Origin of the sequence: Pseudomonas sp. BIGb0381 (assembly GCF_024809815.1) — a bacterium.
Lineage (GTDB): Bacteria > Pseudomonadota > Gammaproteobacteria > Pseudomonadales > Pseudomonadaceae > Aquipseudomonas.
This window is the reverse complement of record NZ_JANUEN010000005.1, coordinates 166,057-189,426: the sequence shown is the minus strand read 5'-3', so window position 1 is coordinate 189,426 and position 23,370 is coordinate 166,057. Positions and strand designations below refer to the sequence as shown.

Sequence of the window (23,370 nt, the reverse complement as noted above, 5' to 3'; positions counted from 1 at the left end):
ACCGGGTGCAGGGTTCGCGACTAGGGTAGGGCCCATGCGGCGGCTTGCCAAGGGGTGCTGTGCATTTGGATCAATAACTTGTCAGTTTCAGTCATTGAGCCGTCGTCCACCGCCTCTTAGTCTGTGGGACATAACCCGATGGGGTGCCATTCGAGCCCCCACGCCCCGTGATGATCCGTTGTGGAGCTTGACCATGACCGCTGCTGCCTACCCGCACCTGCTGGCCCCGTTGGACCTGGGTTTTACCACCTTGCGTAACCGTACCCTGATGGGCTCGATGCACACGGGCCTGGAAGAAAAGCCCGGTGGTTTCGAGCGCATGGCGGCCTACTTTGCCGAGCGTGCCCGGGGCGGCGTGGGGCTGATGGTCACCGGCGGCATTGGCCCAAATGATGAAGGCGGGGTGTATTCCGGCGCGGCCAAGCTCACCACCGAAGAAGAAGCGCAGAAGCACAAGATCGTCACCAAGGCCGTGCATGAGGCGGGCGGCAAGATCTGCATGCAGATCCTCCACGCCGGCCGTTATGCCTACAGCCCCAAACAGGTCGCGCCGAGTGCGATCCAGGCACCGATCAACCCGTTCAAGCCCAAGGAGCTGGACGAGGAAGGCATCGAGAAGCAGATCCAGGATTTTGTCACCTGTTCGCTGCTGGCCCAGGTCGCCGAGTACGACGGCGTGGAAATCATGGGGTCCGAAGGCTACTTCATTAACCAGTTCCTCGCCGCCCACACCAACCACCGCACCGACCGTTGGGGCGGCAGCTACGAAAACCGCATGCGCCTGGCGGTGGAGATCGTGCGCCGCGTGCGTGAAGCGGTGGGCCCGAACTTCATCATTATCTTCCGCCTGTCGATGCTCGACCTGGTGGAAGGCGGCAGCGTCTGGGAAGAAATCGTACAGTTGGCCAAGGCCATCGAGCAGGCGGGCGCGACCATCATCAACACCGGCATCGGCTGGCACGAAGCGCGTATCCCGACCATTGCCACCAAGGTGCCGCGTGGCGCGTTCAGCAAAGTCACGGCCAAATTGCGCGGTGCGGTACAGATCCCGCTGATCACCACCAACCGCATCAACACACCGGAGATTGCCGAGCAGATCCTCGCCGAAGGCGATGCCGACATGGTCTCGATGGCGCGGCCGTTCCTCGCCGACCCCGAGTTCGTCAACAAGGCCGCCGCCGGCCGCGCCGATGAAATCAACACCTGCATCGGCTGCAACCAGGCTTGCCTGGACCACACCTTTGGCGGCAAGTTGACCACCTGCCTGGTCAACCCGCGGGCCTGCTATGAAACCGAACTCAACTACCTGCCGGTCAAGCAGATCAAGAAAATCGCCGTGGTCGGTGCCGGCCCCGCAGGCCTGGCCGCTGCCACCGTGGCGGCTGAGCGTGGCCACCAGGTGACCTTGTTCGATTCGGCCAGTGAGATCGGCGGCCAATTCAATATCGCCAAGCGCGTACCGGGCAAAGAAGAGTTTTTCGAGACCCTGCGCTACTTCAATCGCAAGTTGCAGACCACCCACGTCGAGCTGTGCCTCAACACCCGCGTCGACACCGCACACCTGGTGGCGGGCGGTTATGACGAGATCATCCTGGCCACCGGCATTGCGCCGCGCACGCCGGCGATTCCGGGCGTTGAAAACGCCAAGGTGCTGAGCTACCTGGACGTGATCCTCGAGCGCAAGCCTGTCGGCAAGCGCGTGGCGGTGATCGGCGCCGGCGGCATTGGTTTTGACGTGTCGGAATTCCTCGTGCATGAAGGCGTGTCCACCAGCCTCGACCGTGAAGCGTTCTGGAAAGAGTGGGGCATCGACACCCAGTTGCAAGCCCGTGGCGGCGTGGCCGGGATCAAGCCGCAACCCCATGCCCCGGCCCGTGACGTGTTCCTGTTGCAACGCAAGGCTTCCAAGGTCGGCGACGGCCTGGGCAAGACCACCGGTTGGATCCACCGTACCGGCTTGAAGAACAAGCGCGTGCAGATGCTTAACAGCGTCGAATACCTGAAGATCGACGATGACGGCCTGCATATCCGCATCGGCGCCGAGGGTGAGCCGCAGCTGCTGGCCGTGGACAACATCGTCATCTGCGCCGGGCAAGACCCGCTGCGCGAGTTGCAGGATGGCCTGGTCGCCGCAGGGCAGAACGTGCACCTGATCGGCGGCGCCGATGTGGCGGCCGAGCTGGATGCCAAGCGCGCCATCAACCAAGGCTCGCGCCTCGCCGCCGAGCTGTAAGGCGACGCAAGGGGCGGTGTTAGACTACCGCCTCTTTTTCCATGCAGATGCCGCCCGATGGGTCCCTTTGACTGGCTTCCCCACGCCCCCCTTGAAGCCATGCAGCTCGATTGGCTTAATGGCGTCGAGCTGGCCGTGCTGCGCCTGGACCGCATCGACCCGCTGATCAGCGGCAACAAGTGGTTCAAGCTCACCGAGCATCTGGCCCAGGCGCAGCAAGCCCGTGCCCGCGGCATCATCAGCCTTGGCGGCGCTTACTCCAATCATCTGCACGCGCTGGCAGCGGCGGGCAAACGCTTTGGTTTCCCCACTGTCGGCCTGTTGCGCGGCCATCCCCAGGACACACCCACCATCCTCGACCTGAAAGCCTTTGGCATGCACCTGCATTGGTTGGGGTATGGCGGCTATCGCGCGCGCCATGAGCCGGGTTTCTGGTTGCCGTGGCGCGAGCAATATCCCGATCTTTACCCCGTGCCAGAAGGCGGCGGCGGGATGGCCGGGGCGCTGGGGTGCGGGGTATTGGTCGAGCAGGCACGCAGGCAATTGAACACCCTGGGTTGGGCCGATTACGACGCCTGGTGGTTGGCGGCAGGCACCGGTACGACGTTGGCGGGGTTGGCGCTGGCGGAGGCGGGCGCGCATCCGGTGTACGGCGCCATGGCGGTACCGGATGATCATGGTGTGGCGCAGAACGTGAGCGCCCTCGTGCAGGGCGGGTATGAGTTGCTGGACGCCAGTCGGGGTGGCTTTGCCAAGGTTGACCCGCTGTTGCTTGAGTTTATCGACACCACCGAACAGGCCTGCGGTTTACCGCTGGAACCGCTCTATACCGGCAAAGCGTTGCTGGCGTTGAAGCAGCAGGTCGAAGCCGGGCTTTTCGCGCCCGGCACTCGCCTGATCTTTGTGCATACCGGTGGCTTGCAGGGCCGCCGAGGGTTTACAGCCTAGCGCGCTTACCCGGCATCATCCGCAGCGCCGTGTTATCACGCATCACATAGTGATGAAAGATCCCCGCCAACGCATGCAGCCCGATCAGCCAGTAACCGATCTGGCCGAACAGCACATGCCAGCCTTCAATCTCTTTGGCCAGTGCCTTGTTTTCAGCGATCAGCGGCGGCAGCTCGATCCCATAGAACATCACTGAATGTCCCTCGGCACTGACGATCAGCCAACCGGCAATCGGCATGCCGATCATCAAGGCGTACAGCGCGAAGTGCATCAGCGTGGCCAGCAGGCTTTGCCATTGTGGCGGGGCGGGTACGATCTTGGGGGCAACCCCCAGGCTGCGCGCAAACAGGCGCAGCCACACCAGCACAAACACGGTGAGGCCGAACATGAAGTGCATCTCGACGATCAACGTGCGTGCGCCGCTGCCTTTGGGGAACTGGCCGCGTAACTCAATGCAGGCGTACACCACTGCCAGCAGCACCACCATCAACCAGTGCAGCGCAATCGACATGGTGCTGTAGCGCGAATCGGAATTTTTCCACGGCATCGCTGGGTTCCTCACTCATCAGGGCAAACCTTCGTTCTTTGGCGACGAAGTCCTTTTACTGTAAGCCTGTTTTGTGCGGTTTGCCCGACGCGATGCCGTTGTCTTGACCTCTATCAGTAGCTTTGCGGCATTTCACCACGGGCCAGGCGCTGGTTGATGTCGGCGATGACGGCCGGCAGGTCGGTAATGGTGTCGATCAGGTAATGCGGGCGGGAGCCTGCGAACATCGCTTCGATACGCGTGCGTTCGCTGGCCAATGTGGCGCTGTCCAGGGCGCGGAACTGCGCGTAGGTCAGGCCCAGGGCGTTGCCGGAGCAGGTCAGCGCCACGGTCCACATCCCGGCGCGACGGCCTTCGAGGATGCCCGGCACGGTGTCGTCGACCTTGACGCACGCCGCCACATCGTCGATGCCCAGCGCGATCACGTTGGCGAGTGCCTGGGCTGGCCATGGGCGGCCGTTGGGCACTTCGTCGGTGGCGACCACGTGGTCGGCGACGTAGCCGTTGGTGGTGGCCAACGCGACGACCTTGTCCATGACTTGCTTGGGGTAGCCTGAGCAAGAGCCGATCTTGATGCCTTGCACGCGCAACCGGGCGATGGTGTCGAGGGCGCCGGGGATCAGCGCCGAGTGTTCGGCGATCTTCTCGATCTGCAACGGCATGAAGCGCTGGTAAATGGCCGTCACGTCGTCATCGGTAGGCGTGCGACCGAACGCCTGGCGGTAGCGCTCGGCGACTTGCGGCTGGTCGCACAGGGTGCGGATATGGTCCCATTTGCCCATGCCCATCGGGCCACGGGCTTCTTCGATGGAAACCTGCACATCGAACTCGGCGAAGGCCTCGACAAAAATCTGCGTGGGGGCAAAGGAGCCGAAGTCGACCACGGTGCCGGCCCAGTCGAGGATGACGGCCTGGAGGGTGTTGGGGTTTTGATAGTTCATGGTTCAGATCCTGTGGGTAAGGGGCAATCAGATGTCCAACACTTCCATTTCTTCCAGCACCTCGCCGATCGCCTTGACCGCAGCGCGCATGCCGGCTGCGTCGACATGGCCGATACAGCCCACGCGGAACGTCTCCACCTGGGTCAATTTGCCGGGGTACAGAATGAAACCCTTGGCCTTGACCCGTTCGTAGAAATCCTTGAACTGGTAGCGCGGGTCTTCTGGTGCATGAAAGGTCACGATGATCGGTGCCTGGATCGCCGCCGGCAGGAAGCTGCGCAGGCCCAGTGCGGCCATGCCGTCGAGTAATGCCTGGCAGTTGTCGGCATAGCGTCGGTGGCGCGCGGGCAGGCCGCCTTCTTCCTGGTATTGCAGCAGCGCTTCGTGCAGGGCGGCGACCACATGGGTTGGCGGGGTAAAGCGCCATTGGCCAGTCTTGGTCATGTAGTTGTGCTGGTCGAACAGGTCCATCGCCAATGAGTGGCAGTTGCCCTGGGCGGCGGCCAGCGCCTGTTTGTCGGCGAAGACGAAACCCATGCCCGGCACACCTTCCAGGCACTTGCCCGAGGCGGCGATCAGCGCGTCGAACGGCACCTCGCGGGCATCGATCGGCAGCGCGCCGAATGAGCTCATGGCGTCGATGATCAGGCGCTTGCCGTGGTGTTTGACGACCTGGGCGATCTGCGGCAGCGGGTTGAGGATGCCGGTGCTGGTTTCGCAGTGGATCAACGCAACGTGGGTGATGGCGCTGTCTGCCGCCAGCAGGCGGTCCACATCGGCGGCGGTAGTGGGCTCGTCCTCCGCGGTTTCAAAGGTGCTGAAATCACGGCCGAGCACTGCGCAGATCTTAGCCAGGCGCTTGCCGTACGCGCCGTTGATCAGCACCAGCACCTTGCCGTCGCGCGGTACCAGGGTGCCGATGGCGGCCTCGACCGCGAAGGTGCCGCTGCCTTGCAACGGCACGCACTGGTGGCTGCCTTCGCCGTGGAGGATCGCCAGCAATTGCTCGCAAACGCTGGCGGTGAGTTGGTTGAAGCGGTCATCCCATGAACCCCAGTCCACCATCATGGCCTGACGGGTGCGGTTCGATGTGGTCAAGGGGCCAGGGGTCAGCAGAATCGGCGCGGCAGGGGGCATCTCAAGTCCTCGCAAGGCATCAGGGGTTGAAGCTACGGCGCCTAAATTGCAGTTTGGCTTGTCATCAATCAAATTGTTTGTTGTTATGCGAGCTATCAGTGAGGCCGATAGCTATGAACCTGTTCCAACTGCGCGCATTCGACGCCGTGGCCCGCGAGGGCAGCTTTACCCGTGCCGCAGCACGGCTGTTCATCAGCCAGCCGGCGGTGACCGGGCATATCAAGGCCCTGGAGGAGCACTACCAGATTCCGTTGCTGCGGCGCACCGCGCGACGGGTGGAGTTGACCGAGGAGGGCGCGCGGCTGGCGGCGATCACACGGGCCATCTTTGGCCTGGTGGACGAAGCCCAGACGATGCTGGAGGCCAACCGCCAACTGCTGACCGGGCGCCTGGAAGTCGCGGCGGACGGCCCGCACCTGGTGATGCCGATGATTGCCAGCCTGCGCGCGCGCTACCCCGGGATTACCGTCAACCTGCGCCTGGGCAATGCCCAGGAAACCCTGGCTGCGCTATTGTCCGAGCATGCGGACGTGGCGGTGCTCACCGAAGTGGAGCCGCGCAATGGCCTGCACCTGCAACCGTTGAACGAATCGCGCATTTGCGCATTGGTGCCGGCCAGCCACCCGTGGGCGCAGCAACCCGAGGGTATTCGCCTCGAGCAACTCAACGACGTGATCATGGTGCTGCGCGAGCCCAGTTCCATCACCCGGCGTACCTTCGATGACGCCTGCATGGCCGCGAATGTGCAGCCCAAGGTGCTGCTGGAACTGGACAGCCGCGAGGCGGTGACCGAAGCCGTCGCCGCTGAGTTGGGGGTGGGCGTGGTTTCGTCCGTGGAAGTCAGCCCCGACCCGCGCGTGCAGGCCGTGGCGATTGAGGGCGATGGGCTGGTCAACCGGCATACGCTCGGTTGCATGGAGCGGCGCCGTTCGTTGCGCCTGATTCAGGCGTTCTTCGAGTTGGCGCCCTGAGGGTTTTTTGGTGGAACGATGCGTTCTCGCGCTATAAACTCTGCCCCCAAAGCGCCGGCCAGCAGACGTTTGGGCGCGATGTATAGAAGAGAGTGAGTCATGGGCGCACAGTGGAAAGTCAAACATAAAGAAGCGGCAGCCAATGCCAAGGGCAAGATCTTCGGCAAGCTGGTGAAAGAAATCACCATCGCCGCCCGCAACGGTGCCGACACCGCGACCAACGCTCACCTGCGTCTGGTGGTGGAACAGGCCAAAAAGGCCTCGATGCCCAAGGAAACCCTGGACCGTGCCATCAAGAAGGGCGCCGGTCTGCTCGGTGAAACCGTGCAATACCACCGCGTGACCTACGAAGGGTTCGCCCCGCACCAGGTACCGTTGATCGTCGAGTGCGTGACCGACAACATCAACCGCACCGTGGCGGAAATCCGCGTGGCGTTCCGCAAGGGGCAGTTGGGTGCTTCCGGCTCCGTGGCCTGGGATTTCAACCATGTCGGCCTGATCGAAGCCTCGCCGGACACCCCGGATGCCGATCCGGAAATGGCAGCGATTGAAGCCGGTGCGCAGGACTTTGAAGACGGTGAAGAAGAAGGCACCACCCTGTTCATCACCGAAACCACCGACCTGGACGCCGTGCAAAAAGCGTTGCCGGAACAGGGTTTCACCGTGCTGTCGGCCAAGCTGGGCTACATCTCGAAAAACCCGGTAAGCGGCCTGACCGATGAGCAGATGGCTGAAGTCGAAGCCTTCCTCGAAGGCTTGGACAACCACGATGACGTGCAGGACATGTTCGTCGGCCTGGCGGGCTGATTTATCCGCTGAAGAAACGCGATCCAAATGTGGGAGGGGGCTTGCCCCCGATGGCGGTTTGTTAGTCAAACTATCTATAACTGATCCACCGCTATCGGGGGCAAGTCGAATCGTCGCACCGCCCCTCCCACATTTGCTTAGTGGTGCTGGATGGATTGCAGCAAGGCGTTGATTTCTTCGAAGCTCGGCCGTGCCAACACGTCGGGCTGGCAACAGCTTTTCTGCAAATCCAACAGCGCCTCGTCAATCAACCCCGCCTCAACCCGCTCCAGCAATTCCCCCAGCAACACCCCGAACGCGCGCACTTCAATGCGTTGCAATGCTCGCGTTTCCAAGGTGTCTGCCTTGGCATGAAACGACGCCGCGCCAAAGTCCCCGAGCAAACACTCTCCCGCTTCATTCCACAGGATATTGTGGCCATACAGGTCGCCATGGGTAATGCCGTGCCGGTGCAAATGCGCGGCCACGGAGGCGATGCCCCGGGCCATGCGCAAGGCTGTGTCGACGCTGAAGCGGGTGGTGGGGTCGTAGACGTCGCGGGTGCACGAGGCCAGGCTCGGCAGGGCGGCGAGGTTGCGGTAGCTCGGGTCGATCAGGTCCATGACCAACGCGGCCTGACCCTCAGGGGCACCCACCACGCGGCCTTGCACCTTGATCAGGTTAGGGTGCAACCCGGCGGCGATGCAGGCCTGCATTTCGTGCAGCGGCGAGCCGTCGCTGGTGATCGTGCCTTTGTACAGCTTGACGGCGACGGGCTTGGCCGTGGGGACCCACAGGGCCTTGCGAATCACCCCCGAGGCACCTTCGCCCAGCACGTCGGCCAGTTCCAGTTCCGTCCAGGGAATATCCGCTGTCGCGTCGTCCGCCCCCCCATCCACAGCCATTTCTACCGGGTTGCCCGCATAGGCCAGCCACGTCAGGCTCGGCAGCGTCAACAGCCATTCGGGCAGGCGCGTGAGGCGGTTGGAGGCGATGCGGATCAGCTCCAGGTTGTTGCAGTTGGCCAGGCTCTCCGGCAACTGCGTCAGTTGGTTCCCGGCGAGCATCAGTTTCTGCAGCAGCGGCCGCTCGCCCAATTCGCGGGGTAACTGGCTGATGCGGTTGTCGGTGAGGATCAGCCAGCGCAGCAACGGTGGCAGCGCGGCGGCGGGCACGTGGCTGATCTGGTTGGCCTTGAAGCCGATCATGCTCAGTTTGGCGCACTGGCCCAGGCATTCCGGCAGTTCGGTAAAGGCGTTGTCCGAACAGAACAGCACGCGCAGGTGCGGCAGGCGGTGCAGGTCGTCGGGCAGGCGGCTCAGGGCGTTGCCGCTGAGGTTGAGGATTTCCAGGGAGTCGGCCAGCCCGAAGATTTCCTCAGGGAATTCGGTGAGCCCGCAGGACAGGTCCAGGCGCGTAATGCCGGCCAATTGGCCGGCCTTGAGTTGGGCGAGGGTATTCATCAACGGCGCGGTCACTCGGCAAGGGGGGCGTAAATGGCGCTCATGATACCGGGTCGCGCACCCGTTGCGGGTTGGCCTGTTGCAATTGGCTCAGGCGGCTGGCAGTGCGCGCCAGGTCGATGGCCTGGCCGCTCATTGCCTGTGCCAGCGGTTGTTCGCCTATCAGGATCAGGTGCTTGTCCTTGTCGTAAAGCACGTCCACCAGGTTGATAAAACGCTGCTGCACGGCGATCGGACACTCTGCCAGGTGGGGCAGGCCGTCGATGACCCAGTGATCGAACGCCTCGCACAGCAACAGGTAGTCCATCACCGCCGTCAGCTGTTCGCACAGGTCGTTGAAGGTGAATACGATGGTGCGGGCTTGATGCTGGCGGCAGATCAATCTCCGGTTGCCCACCGTCAGCGTCTGCGTCGGGCCGCCGCTGACAGGCAGGTCGAGCGCCGCACGCTGGGCCTGCGTGCCCGGCCACAGGTAACAGCCGGTGGTAAAGCGCTGCACGGCCTGGGCCTGGGGCAGGCTGCGAAAGTCCTCGGGCGAACTGACTTCCAGCACGTCCATACGCGCGGCAATCAAGTCGATCACCGGCTTGAAACGCTCGTGGTACAGCGGGTTGGGCAACAGCCCTTCGGGTGGATAGTTGGAGGTCACCAGCACCCACACGCCACGCTGGAACAGGGCCTTGAACAGCCGGGTAATCAGCATGGCATCGCCGATGTCGTGCACGTGGAACTCGTCGAAACACAGCACGCGGCAGCCGTCGAGCAGTTCGTCCAGGGTCATGGCCAATGCATCGTCCGTCGCCTGGTGCGTGAACATACCGCGGTGCAGTTGGGCGAAAAACTCATGGAAATGCACGCGTTGCTTTTCGGCGATGGGCAGCGCCTGGAAGAAACCGTCCAGCAGCCAGCTTTTGCCGCGCCCCACCGGGCCGTGCAGGTACAGGCTGCGGGTAGGCTGGCTGGCGAGCAGGTGCTGGGTCTGGCGCGCCATGGCGGTGATGGCCTGAGTTTGGCCAGCACTGAGGGTGTAACCCAGTTGCCGGGCTTTGTCCTGAAAGAACGTCTGGATGGGCGTGTCGTCCAGTGTGTCGGTTTTTTTACCGAACAAACGACGGATAAGGGGGAGCACGGCCAATGCGAGTCACTCTGTAGTGCGGTGGTCGCTTACTTTAGGGCGCCGGTGGCGATTTGACCAATCTAGAACGGCTGCAGCGGCGGCGTCGGCTGGTCCGTCGGGCTGACCACCGCATAGTTGTAGCCGCCGCCGGACCAGTATTGGGCTTGCAACCCATCCGCCGTGCGCTCGCCACGGGGCAGGAAACCGTTGTCCGGGCCCGGTGGGCGGATGTAGAAGCTGATGCGCCGACCTTGTGCGTCCTGGTACAGCACCATGGCGGCGGCGCCTTGATCGGTGGTGAGCAGTCGCCCGCTGACGGGCGTGTAGCCCGCTTGGCTCAAGTCCGGCAGGCGATGGGCTTGATTGAAGTAGCGGTCGAGCCACGCCTGCATCGTGCCGCGGTCCTGGCCGTTGTAGTCAGCGGGCATGATGCCCTCCTGGGCAAACAGGCGGAATGCTTGCATCGCGTCGGCCATCGGCAGCAGCGGCGGTTGCGTGGCTTCACGGGCATGCCAGCCGCCGAGGCCGCCGAGGCTGACGGCAATCAGCAGCACTGCGGCCGTGGCAACGTGGCGGCGCGATTGATGCTTGAGGCGCTGGCGAATCAGCGTCGGGTCCAGCGCCGGGTTGGCCGGTTGTTGCAGGGCGCCGCTCAATGACGCACGCAGCAATTGCGCGTCCTGCTGCCAGGCCTGCACTTGGGCCGCCAGCTCGGGATGGGCGGCCAGGTAGGTTTCGAGCACACGGCGATCACTGTCCAGGAGTTGGTGATCGACGTAGGCATGCAGGTCGCGTTCGCTGGGGGGCAGGCTGATCATTTGAGTATCCGCAGGGAAGGGCTGGCGATGTCGCCATCGCTGAGTTGACGCAACGCTTGGCGCGCCCGGGACAGGCGCGACATCACGGTGCCAATCGGCACCTCGAGTATTTGCGCGACTTCCTTGTAGCTCAAGCCCTCCACCGACACCCACAACAGCAGCGCGCGTTGTTCGGTGTTGAGTTGGTCGAAGGCTTGCAGGGTCGCTTGGGCGATGACGGTGCGCTCCACCGACGGCTGCGCATCATCGCGGCCGGTAAAAAATTCCAGCATGCGTGCATAGCGCCGGGTGCGGCGGTGGGCATCGAGGAACTGCCGGTAGAGGATCGAGAACAGCCACGCGCGCAAATCGCCCTCAATGCGTTTGTCGGCCCAACGGGTGATCGCCCGCTCCAGGGTCGCCTGCACCAGGTCGTCGGCACTGCTGGCGTTACGGGTCAGGGACACAGCGAAACGCCGCAGCCTGGGGATGAGTTCACGTAACGGTTCGTCGAGTTCATGCATGTGTGTCTGGCTGGTCACTACGCTGGGACTAGAGAGACGTCCGGCGTGAACGGTTATTCCCGACCGTGGAAAATAAATCCAGGGCCTGGGAATAGAGCGGATCGGCGTTCGTCTTAATGCTCCGACCTTATGTTTACCCCCAAAGGCCTTCAGGCCCTGGAGTTTGTTCATGGTAGATCACTCATCACCGCCACGTCCCCCGCTAAGCACGGCGAGCCTGATCGCACGACTTGCGGGTATTGGGGCCGTGGTTGCGGTTATGGCCGGGGCATTTGCCTACGTCAATGGCAGCCTCGACCCACAACGCCTGCGCCCGAAAACCCTGGTCAATGCCCTGGAAACCAACAACGGCGTGCACCCTGGATTCCGGCGTAACCACGCCAAGGGCGTGTGCGTGGCCGGGTACTTCGAAAGCAGTGCCGAGGCCCGTGCCTACTCCAGCGCCCAAGTGTTCAGTGAGGCCAGGACCCCGTTGATCGGCCGCTTCGCCTTGCCCAGCGGCAACCCCTATGCGCCGGACAGCAGTGTGCCGATCCGCAGCTTTGCCGTGCAGTTCAGCCTGGCCAACGGCCAGCAATGGCGTACCGGCATGAACAGCATGCCGGTGTTCCCGGTGGGCACGCCCGAGGCGTTCTACCAGATGCTCAAGGCCGGCGCGCCGGACCCGGCTACCGGCAAGCCGAACCCGGCGAATATGCCGGCATTTTTTGCCGCACACCCTGAGGCGGCGCCATTCCTTGCATGGGTCAAAACGGCCAAGCCATCGGCCAGTTATGCGACCGAAACCTATAACGGTATCAACGCGTTTTACTTGGTGAGTGCCGAGGGCAAGCGCCAGGCCGTGCGCTGGGGCGTAGTGCCCGAGCGTCAGGATGCGGCGGGGGAGACCGCACCGGCCGGGGGCGATTTTCTTGAGAAAGACCTGGTGCAACGCCTGGCCTCAGGGCCTTTGCGTTGGCAGTTGAACATGACCCTGGCCAACCCCGGCGACCCGCTGGAGGACGCGAGCAAACCCTGGACCGGTGAGCACAAGGTGCTGAATGCCGGCACCCTGGTGTTGCAAAGCAGCCAACCCCAGGCCGACGGTGATTGTCGCGACATCAATTTCGATCCGTTGATCTTGCCCAGCGGCATCGAAGCCTCCAATGACCCGCTGCTGGCTGCACGTTCGGCGGCATATGCCAGTTCTTTCCTGCGCCGTGCCGGTGAAGTCAGCCCCTTGCACAGTGCCCCAGCGGAGTCCAAGCCATGAATGCCCAACCTCGGTTTTTTGCGCCCCTGGCGCGCCTGCTGCACTGGTTGATGGCGCTGATGGTCATCGCCATGTTGTTTATCGGCGCAGGCTTGGCGGCGTCAGTGTCGGAGCGGCATGAGTGGTTGATCCACCTGCATAAGCCGCTGGGGATCGCGATCCTGGTGCTGGTGATCGTGCGCTTGGCGGTGCGCTTCTCCACCCGCCAGCCGCCGTTGCCGTCTGACTTACCGCTGTGGCAAGTGCTGGCGGCCAAGGCGTCCCATCTGGTCTTGTATGGGTTGATGCTGGTGTTGCCGCTGCTGGGCTGGGCGATGATTTCGGCGGCGGGCGACCCGGTGATGCTCAGCAGTTCGGTGCAGTTACCGGCGTTGGTGGCGGCGGATGCGCCGCTGTTTGCGCTATTGCGCAAGGCCCATGGGTATCTGGCCTACCTGCTGTTCCTGACGGTGCTGTTGCACCTGGCGGCGGCGCTGTTCCATGGGGTGATTCGGCGCGATGGGGTGTTGCAGAGCATGACCGGCACCAAGGACTGATGCCGGGGGCAAAGGGCGTTAGCGCAGGACCGTGACGATATCGGCCACGCTGCTCAATACGTTCTTGGCCAGTTGTTTGGAGCGTTCGCCTGACCAACCGGTTTGCGGGTTGGGCGCGTTGTCGTTGTCCTTGAACGGCATTTCCAGGGTCAGGGACAGGCAGTCGTATTGCTCGCCGACGGCGTTGCAGGCCAGGGTCATATTGGCTTCACCCGGCAAGTCACGGGTGTAGCCGTGGGTGGTTTGAAAGTCACGGGTCAGCGAACTCAAATGGCTGCGGAAGCGTTTTTCCAGCGCTTCGATGCGCGGGGTGTAGCTGGGGTTGCCTTCGCAGGCAGCGGTGAACACGTAGGGGATTTCTTCGTCGCCGTGGATGTCGAGGAACAGGTCGACGCCGTACTGGTGCATTTGCTGTTGCACGAACAGCACTTCCGGGCTGATCTCCTGGCTGGCGCTTTGCCAGGCGCGATTGAGATCCTGGCCCATGGCGTTGGTACGCAGGTGACCGTGGAAGGCGCCGTCGGGGTTCATGTTCGGCACCAGGTACAGGTCGGCAACGGCCAGGAGTTTTTTCATCTCGGCATCGCCATCCTGTTGCAGGCGTTCGATGATGCCTTCCATAAACCATTCGGCCATGTGTTCGCCGGGGTGCTGCTGGGCGATGATCCAGATATTGCGCCGGCCTTCGCCGCCTTTGCCACGCCGTAACAGTTGAATATCGCGGCCCTCGACACTTTTGCCGGTGGCCAGCAGTTGGGTGCCGGCGTACTTCAGGGCCTGGTCGATCAGCCAGTCGTGGCGTTCGCGGCTGTAGGGCTCAAAGTAGGCCAACCAGGCATGCTTCTCACTGGTTTCGAGGCTGATGTGCAGGATCTCGCCGTCAAAGCGCGTAGGGACTCGGAACCAGTTGACGTGATCATAAGACGCGACAGCGTTGTAGCCGCTCCAGGCGTGCTTATACGAAGAGCCACCGGCGTTGCTCAGGCGAAAATTATGGGTGTGGCCCACGTGCATGCCTTCGGCCTTGAAGTGGAACCATTGGTAATGGTGGCTGCGGGTATCGGGCTGGATGGAAAGCAGCAAATTGTAGGCATCGCTGGCGTCGAGCACCTGGATATTGCCACTGTCGAAGTCGGTACTGATCTTGATGGAGGTCAAGGCCACGGTCATAGTCTGGTTGCCTGAATATGAGTGTTGTGGCGGCTATATTACACAGGAGTCTGGTAAAGCCTGGATGCAAAATTGTTGCGGGGGAGGGGGCGTCATCCGTGACGCCGCCGCAGCTTAGAGTCTATGAGATTGATTCTCAAGCGCTATTTCCCAGAGATGTGCGCCAGAGCGTTGTACTGGCTTTCTTTTGGCGATGGTCTTTTGCTACCATGCGCGCCATCAAGCAACACACAGTCTTCATTAGCCTGAAGCCATGCCAGGGAAACTGGCAAAAAAAAGACCCGGCCAAAGAGCCGGGTCAAAAACCGTGATTAGCCTGATGAGGAGATATTCCAAGAGTCCGACCTAAGGTCTCTTGGTCTATCGACTGATCTCGCGATCAGCTGAGCCCAATAATAATCATTATCATTTGCAAGTCAAATGTTTTTATCCATCGGATAGAAATATTTTTCTTCTGCGCCTGTTATCCGTTCGCCCGAACCTCCGTTGCCTGCAACGACCGCTCCACCATCGCCTTCGCCATATCAATCAAATACACCACTGAAAACGCCAGGTCGCGCTGATTGCCCTGATGGCTGCTCGCTGATTCGTAGGCCGTGGCAGCGGCACTGCGCAACAGGTCCGAGGCGTGTACCAAGGCTTCCTCCTGGCTGATGCCAGGCTTGATGGCGAACAAGCTCATATCCGGGACGGGTGCCGACATATTTTCTTTCAAGTAAAAGTCCAGCGCGCGCTGGGCAGCACCGCTGCTGCGCAGGTTTTGCACGTCATCGTTTTCAGGGGGTTCAGGCAGGAGATACGGGCTCGTCGTCATAAGGGGCGGTACTCTGGGTGGGTGTCGAAAACCTTATGCTCGATGATAGTACGTATCGTATTTATGTCGTTTTATGGATTACTACAAACTGTTTATTGCCCTGGAAAATACCTGACGTATTGTCGGCGCCCATGGATAAATGGATAGCGTTGGTCAAGGCCAGCATGAAAGACCGCAAGGTCACCCAGGGGGAGTTGGCTGAACGCTTGGGCATGTCCCAGGGTGGCGTCGGCCATTGGCTCAACAAGCGCCGCGTGCCGAGTCTGGTGGACATGAACCGGGTGCTGGCAGCGCTGGGGCTGGGCGACCTGGAAGTGGTGCAGGAGCTGCGTGAGAAGGCCGACGAGGTCCGTGGCCCGGCAAGACAGTACACGTCGTACTTTCGCTACCCGGTCAGCGAGTGGAAAGGCCTGTGCGAAATTCGCGAAGAGCGCCCGGCCTATGGCGCCGCACGCTTCGAGCTGACGGATTACCACGCCCAGGGTGACGCCTTCTGGCTGCCGGTGACAGGTGACGCCATGACTGCGCTCAGCGGCCCGAGCATCGCCGCGGGGATGATGATCCTGGTGGATCCGGCCATCGCCGCCGAACCCGGCAAACTGGTAGTCGCCCAACGGGCCGACAGCCCTCACGCGACCTTCCGCCAGTTGATGGAGGAGAGCGGCCAGCTCTACCTGGTGCCGCTCAACCCCACCTACCCGAAACTGTTGTTCACCGCTGATTGCCGCATCCTGGGCGTCGTGGTGCAGGCCACGGCGAAGTTCTAGTCCGCGGTTTCGAGTTCCACCAACGCGGACCCTTCGGCGACCATTTCGCCTTCCTGGCAGAACAGCGCCTTGACTACCCCGGCCTGGGGCGCGCGGATGCTGTGCTCCATCTTCATCGCTTCGAGCACCACCAGTTGCGTGCCGGCCTCGACCGTTTGGCCGACGTCCACCAGCACCCGTACGATGCTGCCGTTCATCGGTGCCGTGAGGCCGCCCTGGTGCGACTGGTTGGCCTCGACCGCCGCAATCGGATCGAACAGGCTCACGCCCTGCATCTCGCCGTCCCAACGCAGGAAAACTTCGTGCCCGTTGCGCACTGCCAGATGTGAACGACGGACGCCCTGGTGTTCGATCACTAACTGTTCGCCCTGCAATTTTGCGGCGTCTGCGGTCAGCGTCACCAGGCGGTCCTGGCCATTGCAGCTCAAGTGCAGCGAGACCTCGGCGGGCAGCCCTGCACGGAATCCACGGGTGTCCGCCCACGGCCCATCACCCGCAGGCAAGCTCTGCATGAAGGCCGAACCTGCGGCCTGCCAGAATTCATCGCTCAACGCCCCGGCCACCGGCAGAAGTTCGTCCTGGTAGCGCGGAATAAATCCGGTATCCAGCTCAGCTGCCGCAAATGCCGGATGGCCAATGATGCGCCGCAGGAAGCCCAGGTTGGTCTTCAGCCCACCCACGGCAAACTCATTGAGCATGCCCAGCAACCGCAGGCGCGCCTGTTCACGGTCTTCGCCCCAGGCAATCAGCTTGCCAAGCATCGGGTCGTAGAACGGCGAAACGTTGTCTCCTTGCTCGACACCACTGTCCACGCGACGCCCCGGGCCGGGGGCGGATTCGCGGTACAGCGCCAGGTGCCCGGTGGCGGGCAGGAAGTCGTTGGCGGGGTCCTCGGCATACAAGCGAACTTCAATTGCATGGCCGATCAGCGGCACCTGTTCCTGGGTGATCGGCAGCGCTTCGCCCTGGGCGACGCGAATCTGCCAGGCCACCAGGTCCAGGCCGGTAATCGCTTCGGTGACGGGGTGTTCCACCTGCAGCCGCGTGTTCATCTCCATAAAGAAAAACTCGCCACGGGCGTCCAGCAAAAACTCAACGGTGCCCGCGCCGACATAACCGATGGCCTGGGCCGCACGCACCGCCGCTTCGCCCATCGCCTTGCGCTGTGCAACGCTCAGCCCCGGTGCCGGCGCCTCCTCGACGACCTTTTGATGGCGGCGTTGGATCGAGCAATCCCGCTCATTGAGGTACAGGCAATGCCCATGCTGATCGGCAAACACCTGGATCTCTACGTGGCGTGGCTTGAGCAGGTATTTCTCCACCAGCATCTGCCCATTGCCGAAGGACGACAGCGCCTCACGCTGGGCCGAGGCCAGGGCTTCGGCGAGTTGGCTGACATCCTCCACCACCTTCATGCCCTTGCCGCCGCCACCGGCCGTGGCCTTGAGCAGCACCGGATAGCCGATGCGCTCGCAGGCGGCGCGGAAGGTGTCCAGGTCCTGCTCTGTGCCGTGATACCCCGGCACCAGGGGCACGCCGGCGGTTTCCATCAGGGCCTTGGCCGCGGATTTACTGCCCATGGCGTCGATGGCCGAGGCGGGCGGTCCGAGGAAGATCAGGCCCGCCGCTTCGATCGCACGGGCGAACCCGGCGTTTTCCGACAGGAAGCCGTAGCCTGGGTGTATGGCCTGGGCGCCGCTGGCCTGGGCGGCGGCGATCAGTTTGTCGATTTGCAGGTAGCTCTCGGTGGCCTTGCCGCCCCCCAGGTCGACACGAATATCCGCCTCGCGGCTGTGTCGCGCATCACGGTCGACGGCGCTGTGCACCGCCACGGTGGTCAGGCCCATGGCCTTGGCGGTGCGCATCACCCGGCAGGCGATCTCGCCGCGGTTGGCCACCAGTACGGTGGTCAGCGTGCTCATGAACGCGGCTCCTGGGGCTGCCAGCTGGGCGAGCGTTTTTGCAGGAACGCGCGCAAACCCTCCTGGCCTTCGGCGCTGACACGGATGCGCGCAATGGCATTTTCGCAATAGCGGCGCAGGGCAGGGGTGAGCGCGCCGTTTCCGACTTCGCGCAACAGGTCCTTGCTGGCGCGCATCGCCGCCGGGCTGTTTTGCAGCAGGTTGGAGATCCACTGTTCCACCTGCTGGTCCAGTTCGCCAATCGGGTAGCTTTCCGCCAGCAGGCCGATTTCCCGTGCACGCTGGCCGCCAAACCGCTCGGCGGTCAGGGCATAGCGCCGCGCCGCACGTTCGCCGATGGCCTGCACCACGAACGGGCTGATCACGGCCGGGGCCAGGCCGATGCGCACTTCCGACAGGCAGAACTGCGCATCATCGGCGCCGATGGCCATGTCGCAACAACTGATCAGGCCCAGCGCGCCACCGTAGGCCGCGCCTTGCACCACTGCCAGGGTGGGGATTTTCAGTTTGGCCAGGTTGTACATCAGCTCGGCCAGTTCGCGGGCGTCGTCCAGGTTGGTGTGGTAATCCAGTTCGGCCGACTGCTGCATCCAGGCCAGGTCGGCGCCGGCGCTGAAGTGCCTGCCGCGCCCACGCAGCACCAGGAAACGCAGGGACGCATCAGCTTGCACATGGTCGAGGGCGATGATCAGTTCGCGGATCATCTCGGCGTTGAACGCGTTGTTCTTGGCTTCACGACTGAGCCACAGCGTGGCAAAGCCACGGCTGTCGGTGATCAGTTCGAGGGTGTTGAAATCGCTCATGGGGGACAACTCCATTTACATGCGGAACACACCGAAGCGGCTCGGCTCGATGGGGGCATTCAGCGCGGCGGACAAGGCCAGGGCCAGCACGTCGCGGGTCTGCAACGGGTCGATGACGCCGTCGTCCCACAGGCGTGCGCTGGAGTAATAAGGGTGACCCTGGGTTTCATACTGGTCGAGGATCGGCTGCTTGATCGCGGCTTCCTCTTCGGCGCTGAACCCGACGCCTGCACGTTCAGCCTGCTCACGCTTGACCTGCACCAGCACGCCCGCAGCCTGTTCGGCGCCCATCACGCCAATCCGCGCGTTGGGCCACATCCACAAAAAGCGCGGGTCGTAGGCGCGCCCGCACATCCCGTAATTGCCGGCGCCAAAGCTGCCGCCGATGATCACCGTGAACTTCGGTACCTTGGCACATGCCACCGCCGTCACCAGCTTGGCGCCGTGCTTGGCAATGCCCCCGGCTTCGTATTTTTGCCCGACCATAAACCCGGTGATGTTCTGCAGGAACAGCAGGGGTATCCCGCGTTGGCAGGCCAGTTCGATAAAGTGCGCGCCTTTTTGCGCGGCCTCGGCGAACAGAATCCCGTTGTTCGCCAGGATCGCAATCGGGTAGCCGTGCAAGTGCGCAAAACCGCACACCAGGGTAGTGCCGAACAGCGCCTTGAACTCGTCGAACACCGAGCCATCCACCAGCCGTGCGATCACTTCGCGCACATCGAACGGCTGCTTGGCATCGGCCGGGATTACGCCGTAGAGCTCTTCGCTGCTGTACAGCGGCGCCACGGGCGTGCGTTGCAGCAATTGGCCCTGCTTGCGCCAATTGAGGTTGGCCACGCTGCGACGGGCCAGGGCCAGGGCGTGTTCGTCACTGTCGGCATAGTGGTCGGCCACGCCGGAGATCTTGCAGTGCACATCGGCACCGCCGAGGTCTTCGGCGCTCACCACTTCACCGGTAGCGGCTTTCACCAGCGGCGGGCCGGCCAGGAAGATGGTGGCTTGGTTGCGCACCATGATCGCTTCGTCGGCCATGGCCGGCACGTAGGCGCCTCCGGCGGTGCACGAGCCCATTACTACGGCGATCTGCGGGATGCCCTGGGCACTCATGTTGGCCTGGTTGAAGAAGATCCGCCCGAAGTGTTCGCGGTCGGGAAACACTTCATCCTGGCGCGGTAGGTTGGCGCCGCCGGAGTCCACCAGGTAAATGCACGGCAGGCGGTTTTGCTCGGCGATGGTCTGGGCGCGCAGGTGTTTTTTCACCGTGAGCGGGTAGTAGGAACCGCCTTTCACGGTGGCGTCGTTGGCGACGATCATGCATTCGACGCCTTCCACGCGGCCGATCCCGGCAATCACGCCGGCCGCCGGCACGTCTTCGCCATACACCTGATGAGCGGCCAGTTGGCTGAGTTCAAGGAACGGCGAGCCCGGGTCCAGCAGGCGATTGATGCGCTCGCGCGGCAGCAGTTTGCCACGCGAGGTATGGCGCTCCTGGGCCTTGGCACCGCCGCCTTGCTGCACGTGGGCAAGCAGGGTGTGCAGGGCGTCGACCTGTTGGCGCATCGCTGCGCTGTTGCTGGCGAACTCAGCGGAGCGTGGGTTGAGCTGGGTATGCAAGGTGGCCATGGGGCGCTCCTTCAGCGGGTTTCGTTGAAGAGTTCGCGACCGATCAGCATCCGCCGAATTTCACTGGTGCCAGCGCCGATTTCATACAGCTTGGCGTCCCGCAGCAGGCGCCCGGCGGGGAATTCATTGATATAGCCATTGCCACCGAGGATCTGGATCGCGTCGAGGGCCATTTGCGTGGCGCGTTCGGCGCTGTAGAGGATTACCCCGGCCGCATCCTTGCGCGTGGTTTCGCCGCGCTCGCAGGCCTGGGCCACCGCATAGAGGTAGGCGCGGCTGGCGTTGAGTTGGGTGTACATGTCGGCGACCTTGCCCTGGATCAGTTGGAATTCGCCGATGCTTTGGCCGAACTGCTTGCGATCGTGGATGTAGGGCACGATCAGGTCCATGCACGCCTGCATGATCCCGGTGGGACCGCCGGACAGCACCACGCGCTCGTAATCGAGGCCGCTCATCAGCACTTTTACACCGCCGTTGAGCACGCCGAGGATGTTTTCCTCGGGTACTTCGACGTCATCGAAGAACAGCTCGCAGGTGTTGGAGCCGCGCATGCCGAGCTTGTCGAACTTGTTGCTGCGGCTGAAGCCTTTCCAGTCGCGCTCGACGATAAACGCGGTGATGCCGTGCGGGCCCTTTTCCAGGTCGGTCTTGGCGTAGATCACATAGGTGCTGGCGTCGGGGCCGTTGGTGATCCAGGTCTTGCTGCCGTTGAGCACATAGTGGTCGCCGTGCTTGTCGGCGCGCAGTTTCATCGAGACCACATCGGAACCGGCGTTCGGCTCGCTCATGGCCAGGGCGCCGACGTGTTCGCCGCTGATCAGTTTGGGCAGGTACTTGAGTTTCTGCTCGTGACTGCCGTTGCGGTTGATCTGGTTCACACACAGGTTGGAATGAGCGCCGTAGGACAGCGCCACCGAGGCCGAGCCACGGCTGATTTCTTCCATGCTTACCACGTGGGCCAGGTAGCCCAGGCCGGCGCCGCCGTATTCTTCCGGCACGGTGATGCCCAGCAGGCCCATATCCCCGAACTTGCGCCACAGGTCGGCGGGGAACAGGTTGTCGATGTCGATCTGTGCTGCACGGGGCGCGATTTCCTTGGCCACGAAGGACTGCACCTGGTCGCGCAGCATGTCGATGGTTTCACCGAGGGCGAAGTTCAGGGACGGGTAACTCATGGACAGGCACCTTAATGTGAGCTTTGTTGTTGTGTGGATGGCGCGCCAGGGAAGGGCGCTCACCTTTACGTTAACGTAAGCTTGCGTTACGGCGCTGTCAATCGTAGTTTACGTATACGTCAACCTACAAAAAAGACAACAGGGGTCGTTATGGATCAACCGCATCCGAGCTACAGCCGTGGCTCCCAGGACAAGAGCTTGCTGGCCATGACGATTGGCCAAGCTTTCGATCACACCGTGGCGCAATACCCCGATGGTGAAGCCCTTGTGGTGCGCCATCAGCAGCGCCGCTACACCTGGCGGCAACTGGCCGAGACCGTCGATATGCACGCCCGTGCGTTCCTGGCCTTGGGGATGCAAACCGGCGATCGCCTGGGCATCTGGGCGCCCAATTGCGCCGAGTGGTGCATCAGCCAAATCGCCAGCGCCAAGATTGGCGTGATCCTGGTCAATATCAACCCGGCGTACCGCAGCAGTGAACTGGACTACGTGCTCAAGCAGTCCGGCTGCGAGTGGCTGGTGTGCGCCGGCTCGTTCAAGACCTCTGACTACCACGCGATGTTGCAGGAACTGCGGCCTGAGCTGCGCGGCATGATCAGCCTCGACCCCAGCCCGCCCCCGGGATTCCTGCCCTGGTCGGAACTGGCGGCCCTCGGTGCAGGCCTGCCGCCCGAGCAGTTGCACAGCCGCCAGGCCAGCCTGCACTTCGATCAAGCCGTCAATATCCAGTACACCTCCGGCACCACCGGTTTCCCCAAGGGCGCCACCCTCAGTCATCACAACATCCTCAATAACGGCTATATGGTCGGCGAAAGCCTGGGCCTCACCGCGCAGGACCGCCTGGTGATCCCGGTGCCGCTGTACCACTGCTTCGGCATGGTGATGGGCAACCTGGGCTGCATCACCCACGGCACCACCATGATCTATCCGAATGACGGCTTCGACCCGCTGCTGACCCTCACCGCCGTGGCCGAAGAGCGCGCCACCGGCCTGTACGGCGTGCCCACCATGTTCATCGCCCTGCTCGATCACCCACGCCGGGGCGAGTTCGAGCTGTCCACCCTGCGCACCGGCATCATGGCCGGCGCCACGTGCCCCATCGAGGTGATGCGCCGGGTCATCGGCGAATTGCACATGGGTGAGGTGCAGATTGCCTACGGCATGACCGAGACCAGCCCTGTGTCCCTGCAAACCGGGGCGGATGATGACTTGGAACGCCGCGTGACCACCGTCGGCCGCACCCAGCCGCAACTGGAAAGCAAGATCATCGATGAAGCCGGTAACACGCTGCCCCGTGGCCAGGTCGGCGAACTGTGCACCCGTGGCTACAGCGTGATGCTCGGCTACTGGAACAACCCTGACGGCACCCGCGACGCCATCGACGCTGAGGGTTGGATGCACACCGGCGACCTGGCAACCATGGATGCCCACGGCTATGTGTGCATCGCCGGGCGCAACAAGGACATGATCATTCGCGGTGGCGAGAACGTGTACCCGCGCGAGGTGGAAGAGTTTTTCTTCACCCACCCGGCGGTGGCCGATGTGCAGGTCATCGGCATTCCGGATGAGCGCTACGGCGAGGAGATCGTGGCCTGGGTCAAGTTGCATCCGGGCCATGTGGCCGACGACCTGGAACTGCAGGCCTGGTGCAAGGGCCGCATTGCACACTTCAAGACGCCCCGGTATTTCAAGTTCGTAGAGGAGTTTCCGATGACGGTGACGGGCAAGATCCAGAAATTCCGCATGCGTGAGATCAGCCTTGAGGAGCTGAGCATCAACCGCTGAAACGGGGTGCATTCCTACCGCGCCCCGCGCGGAGGTGTTGCCTAGAGTGGCGCATTATT

21 protein-coding genes are annotated in these 23,370 nt (G+C 62.8%); 8 read left to right on the top strand and 13 right to left on the bottom strand.

Annotated elements, in window-relative coordinates:
- The first annotated feature begins 193 nt into the window (after positions 1–193).
- Together M2397_RS16050 and M2397_RS16045 are read left to right on the top strand one after the other, a co-directional pair.
- Complete coding sequence (locus M2397_RS16050) at positions 194–2,233, top strand: NADPH-dependent 2,4-dienoyl-CoA reductase (protein ID WP_131698128.1); 2,040 nt, start codon at positions 194–196, stop codon at positions 2,231–2,233.
- Positions 2,234–2,290: 57 nt separating this feature from the next.
- Entirely contained in the window at positions 2,291–3,181 is an 891-nt protein-coding gene (locus M2397_RS16045; RefSeq protein WP_259244013.1) for a 1-aminocyclopropane-1-carboxylate deaminase/D-cysteine desulfhydrase, read from the top strand.
- Here the strand turns inward: M2397_RS16045 and M2397_RS16040 are convergent.
- The 3 genes from M2397_RS16040 to M2397_RS16030 all read right to left on the bottom strand — a co-directional run bounded on the left by M2397_RS16040 (position 3,171) and on the right by M2397_RS16030 (position 5,806).
- Positions 3,171–3,728, bottom strand: coding sequence for a cytochrome b (locus M2397_RS16040; RefSeq protein ID WP_259244012.1), 558 nt, complete (start codon positions 3,726–3,728; stop codon positions 3,171–3,173). The two genes, M2397_RS16045 and M2397_RS16040, sit on opposite strands and share 11 nt — an antisense overlap.
- Before the next feature lie 113 nt (positions 3,729–3,841).
- A complete protein-coding gene (gene phnX, locus M2397_RS16035) occupies positions 3,842–4,669 on the bottom strand; it encodes a phosphonoacetaldehyde hydrolase (protein ID WP_184742837.1) in 828 nt (275 codons plus the stop codon).
- Positions 4,670–4,696: 27 nt separating this feature from the next.
- On the bottom strand, positions 4,697–5,806 hold the full coding sequence (locus M2397_RS16030; protein WP_131698124.1) for a 2-aminoethylphosphonate--pyruvate transaminase: 1,110 nt from the start codon (positions 5,804–5,806) through the stop codon (positions 4,697–4,699).
- A 113-nt stretch (positions 5,807–5,919) separates the two neighbouring features.
- Between M2397_RS16030 and M2397_RS16025 the strand changes: the two genes are divergently transcribed.
- Both M2397_RS16025 and M2397_RS16020 read left to right on the top strand, forming a co-directional pair.
- Complete coding sequence (locus M2397_RS16025) at positions 5,920–6,777, top strand: LysR substrate-binding domain-containing protein (protein WP_131698123.1); 858 nt, start codon at positions 5,920–5,922, stop codon at positions 6,775–6,777.
- A gap of 99 nt (positions 6,778–6,876) precedes the next feature.
- Entirely contained in the window at positions 6,877–7,584 is a 708-nt protein-coding gene (locus M2397_RS16020) for a YebC/PmpR family DNA-binding transcriptional regulator (protein ID WP_131698122.1), read from the top strand.
- A 137-nt stretch (positions 7,585–7,721) separates the two neighbouring features.
- Here M2397_RS16020 and M2397_RS16015 read toward each other — a convergent pair whose 3' ends face one another.
- The 4 genes from M2397_RS16015 to M2397_RS16000 form a co-directional block, all read right to left on the bottom strand.
- Positions 7,722–9,026: a protein kinase gene (locus tag M2397_RS16015; protein ID WP_259244011.1), complete on the bottom strand. Its 1,305-nt coding sequence runs from the start codon at positions 9,024–9,026 to the stop codon at positions 7,722–7,724.
- Positions 9,027–9,066: 40 nt separating this feature from the next.
- Positions 9,067–10,161, bottom strand: a complete 1,095-nt coding sequence (gene zapE / locus M2397_RS16010; protein WP_131698120.1) for a cell division protein ZapE — start codon at positions 10,159–10,161, stop codon at positions 9,067–9,069.
- Positions 10,162–10,223: 62 nt separating this feature from the next.
- The gene (locus tag M2397_RS16005) at positions 10,224–10,961 is read right to left on the bottom strand and encodes an anti-sigma factor (RefSeq protein WP_131698119.1); all 738 of its coding nucleotides are present in this window, start codon (positions 10,959–10,961) and stop codon (positions 10,224–10,226) included.
- Positions 10,958–11,464, bottom strand: coding sequence for an RNA polymerase sigma factor (locus M2397_RS16000; RefSeq protein ID WP_027606262.1), 507 nt, complete (start codon positions 11,462–11,464; stop codon positions 10,958–10,960). The genes M2397_RS16005 and M2397_RS16000 overlap by 4 nt, the downstream gene beginning before the upstream one ends.
- A gap of 169 nt (positions 11,465–11,633) precedes the next feature.
- On the opposite strand from M2397_RS16000, the gene M2397_RS15995 reads away from it, so the two are divergent.
- Both M2397_RS15995 and M2397_RS15990 read left to right on the top strand, forming a co-directional pair.
- On the top strand, positions 11,634–12,716 hold the full coding sequence (locus tag M2397_RS15995) for a catalase family peroxidase (protein WP_131698118.1): 1,083 nt from the start codon (positions 11,634–11,636) through the stop codon (positions 12,714–12,716).
- Positions 12,713–13,252: a cytochrome b gene (locus tag M2397_RS15990; RefSeq protein ID WP_259244010.1), complete on the top strand. Its 540-nt coding sequence runs from the start codon at positions 12,713–12,715 to the stop codon at positions 13,250–13,252. The genes M2397_RS15995 and M2397_RS15990 overlap by 4 nt, the downstream gene beginning before the upstream one ends.
- A gap of 18 nt (positions 13,253–13,270) precedes the next feature.
- On the opposite strand, the gene M2397_RS15985 is transcribed toward M2397_RS15990, so the two are convergent.
- Both M2397_RS15985 and M2397_RS15980 read right to left on the bottom strand, forming a co-directional pair.
- Positions 13,271–14,422 (bottom strand): M14-type cytosolic carboxypeptidase, encoded by a 1,152-nt coding sequence (locus M2397_RS15985; protein WP_167655695.1) that lies wholly within the window; start codon positions 14,420–14,422, stop codon positions 13,271–13,273.
- A 463-nt stretch (positions 14,423–14,885) separates the two neighbouring features.
- Positions 14,886–15,236 (bottom strand): DUF6124 family protein, encoded by a 351-nt coding sequence (locus M2397_RS15980; RefSeq protein WP_131698116.1) that lies wholly within the window; start codon positions 15,234–15,236, stop codon positions 14,886–14,888.
- Positions 15,237–15,367: 131 nt separating this feature from the next.
- On the opposite strand from M2397_RS15980, the gene M2397_RS15975 reads away from it, so the two are divergent.
- A complete protein-coding gene (locus M2397_RS15975) occupies positions 15,368–16,003 on the top strand; it encodes a LexA family transcriptional regulator (protein WP_145337623.1) in 636 nt (211 codons plus the stop codon).
- Here M2397_RS15975 and M2397_RS15970 read toward each other — a convergent pair.
- The 4 genes from M2397_RS15970 to M2397_RS15955 are packed head-to-tail and all read right to left on the bottom strand — an operon-like array spanning position 16,000 to position 21,526.
- The gene (locus M2397_RS15970; RefSeq protein ID WP_259244009.1) at positions 16,000–17,925 is read right to left on the bottom strand and encodes an acetyl/propionyl/methylcrotonyl-CoA carboxylase subunit alpha; all 1,926 of its coding nucleotides are present in this window, start codon (positions 17,923–17,925) and stop codon (positions 16,000–16,002) included. The two genes, M2397_RS15975 and M2397_RS15970, sit on opposite strands and share 4 nt — an antisense overlap.
- On the bottom strand, positions 17,922–18,728 hold the full coding sequence (locus M2397_RS15965; RefSeq protein WP_131698113.1) for a gamma-carboxygeranoyl-CoA hydratase: 807 nt from the start codon (positions 18,726–18,728) through the stop codon (positions 17,922–17,924). The genes M2397_RS15970 and M2397_RS15965 overlap by 4 nt, the downstream gene beginning before the upstream one ends.
- 15 nt (positions 18,729–18,743) lie before the next feature.
- Positions 18,744–20,351 (bottom strand): carboxyl transferase domain-containing protein, encoded by a 1,608-nt coding sequence (locus M2397_RS15960; protein WP_053138385.1) that lies wholly within the window; start codon positions 20,349–20,351, stop codon positions 18,744–18,746.
- A gap of 11 nt (positions 20,352–20,362) precedes the next feature.
- Entirely contained in the window at positions 20,363–21,526 is a 1,164-nt protein-coding gene (locus M2397_RS15955; RefSeq protein ID WP_131698111.1) for an isovaleryl-CoA dehydrogenase, read from the bottom strand.
- Positions 21,527–21,676: 150 nt separating this feature from the next.
- Between M2397_RS15955 and M2397_RS15950 the strand changes: the two genes are divergently transcribed.
- Positions 21,677–23,311, top strand: coding sequence for an AMP-binding protein (locus M2397_RS15950; protein ID WP_259244008.1), 1,635 nt, complete (start codon positions 21,677–21,679; stop codon positions 23,309–23,311).
- Positions 23,312–23,370 lie beyond the last annotated feature (59 nt).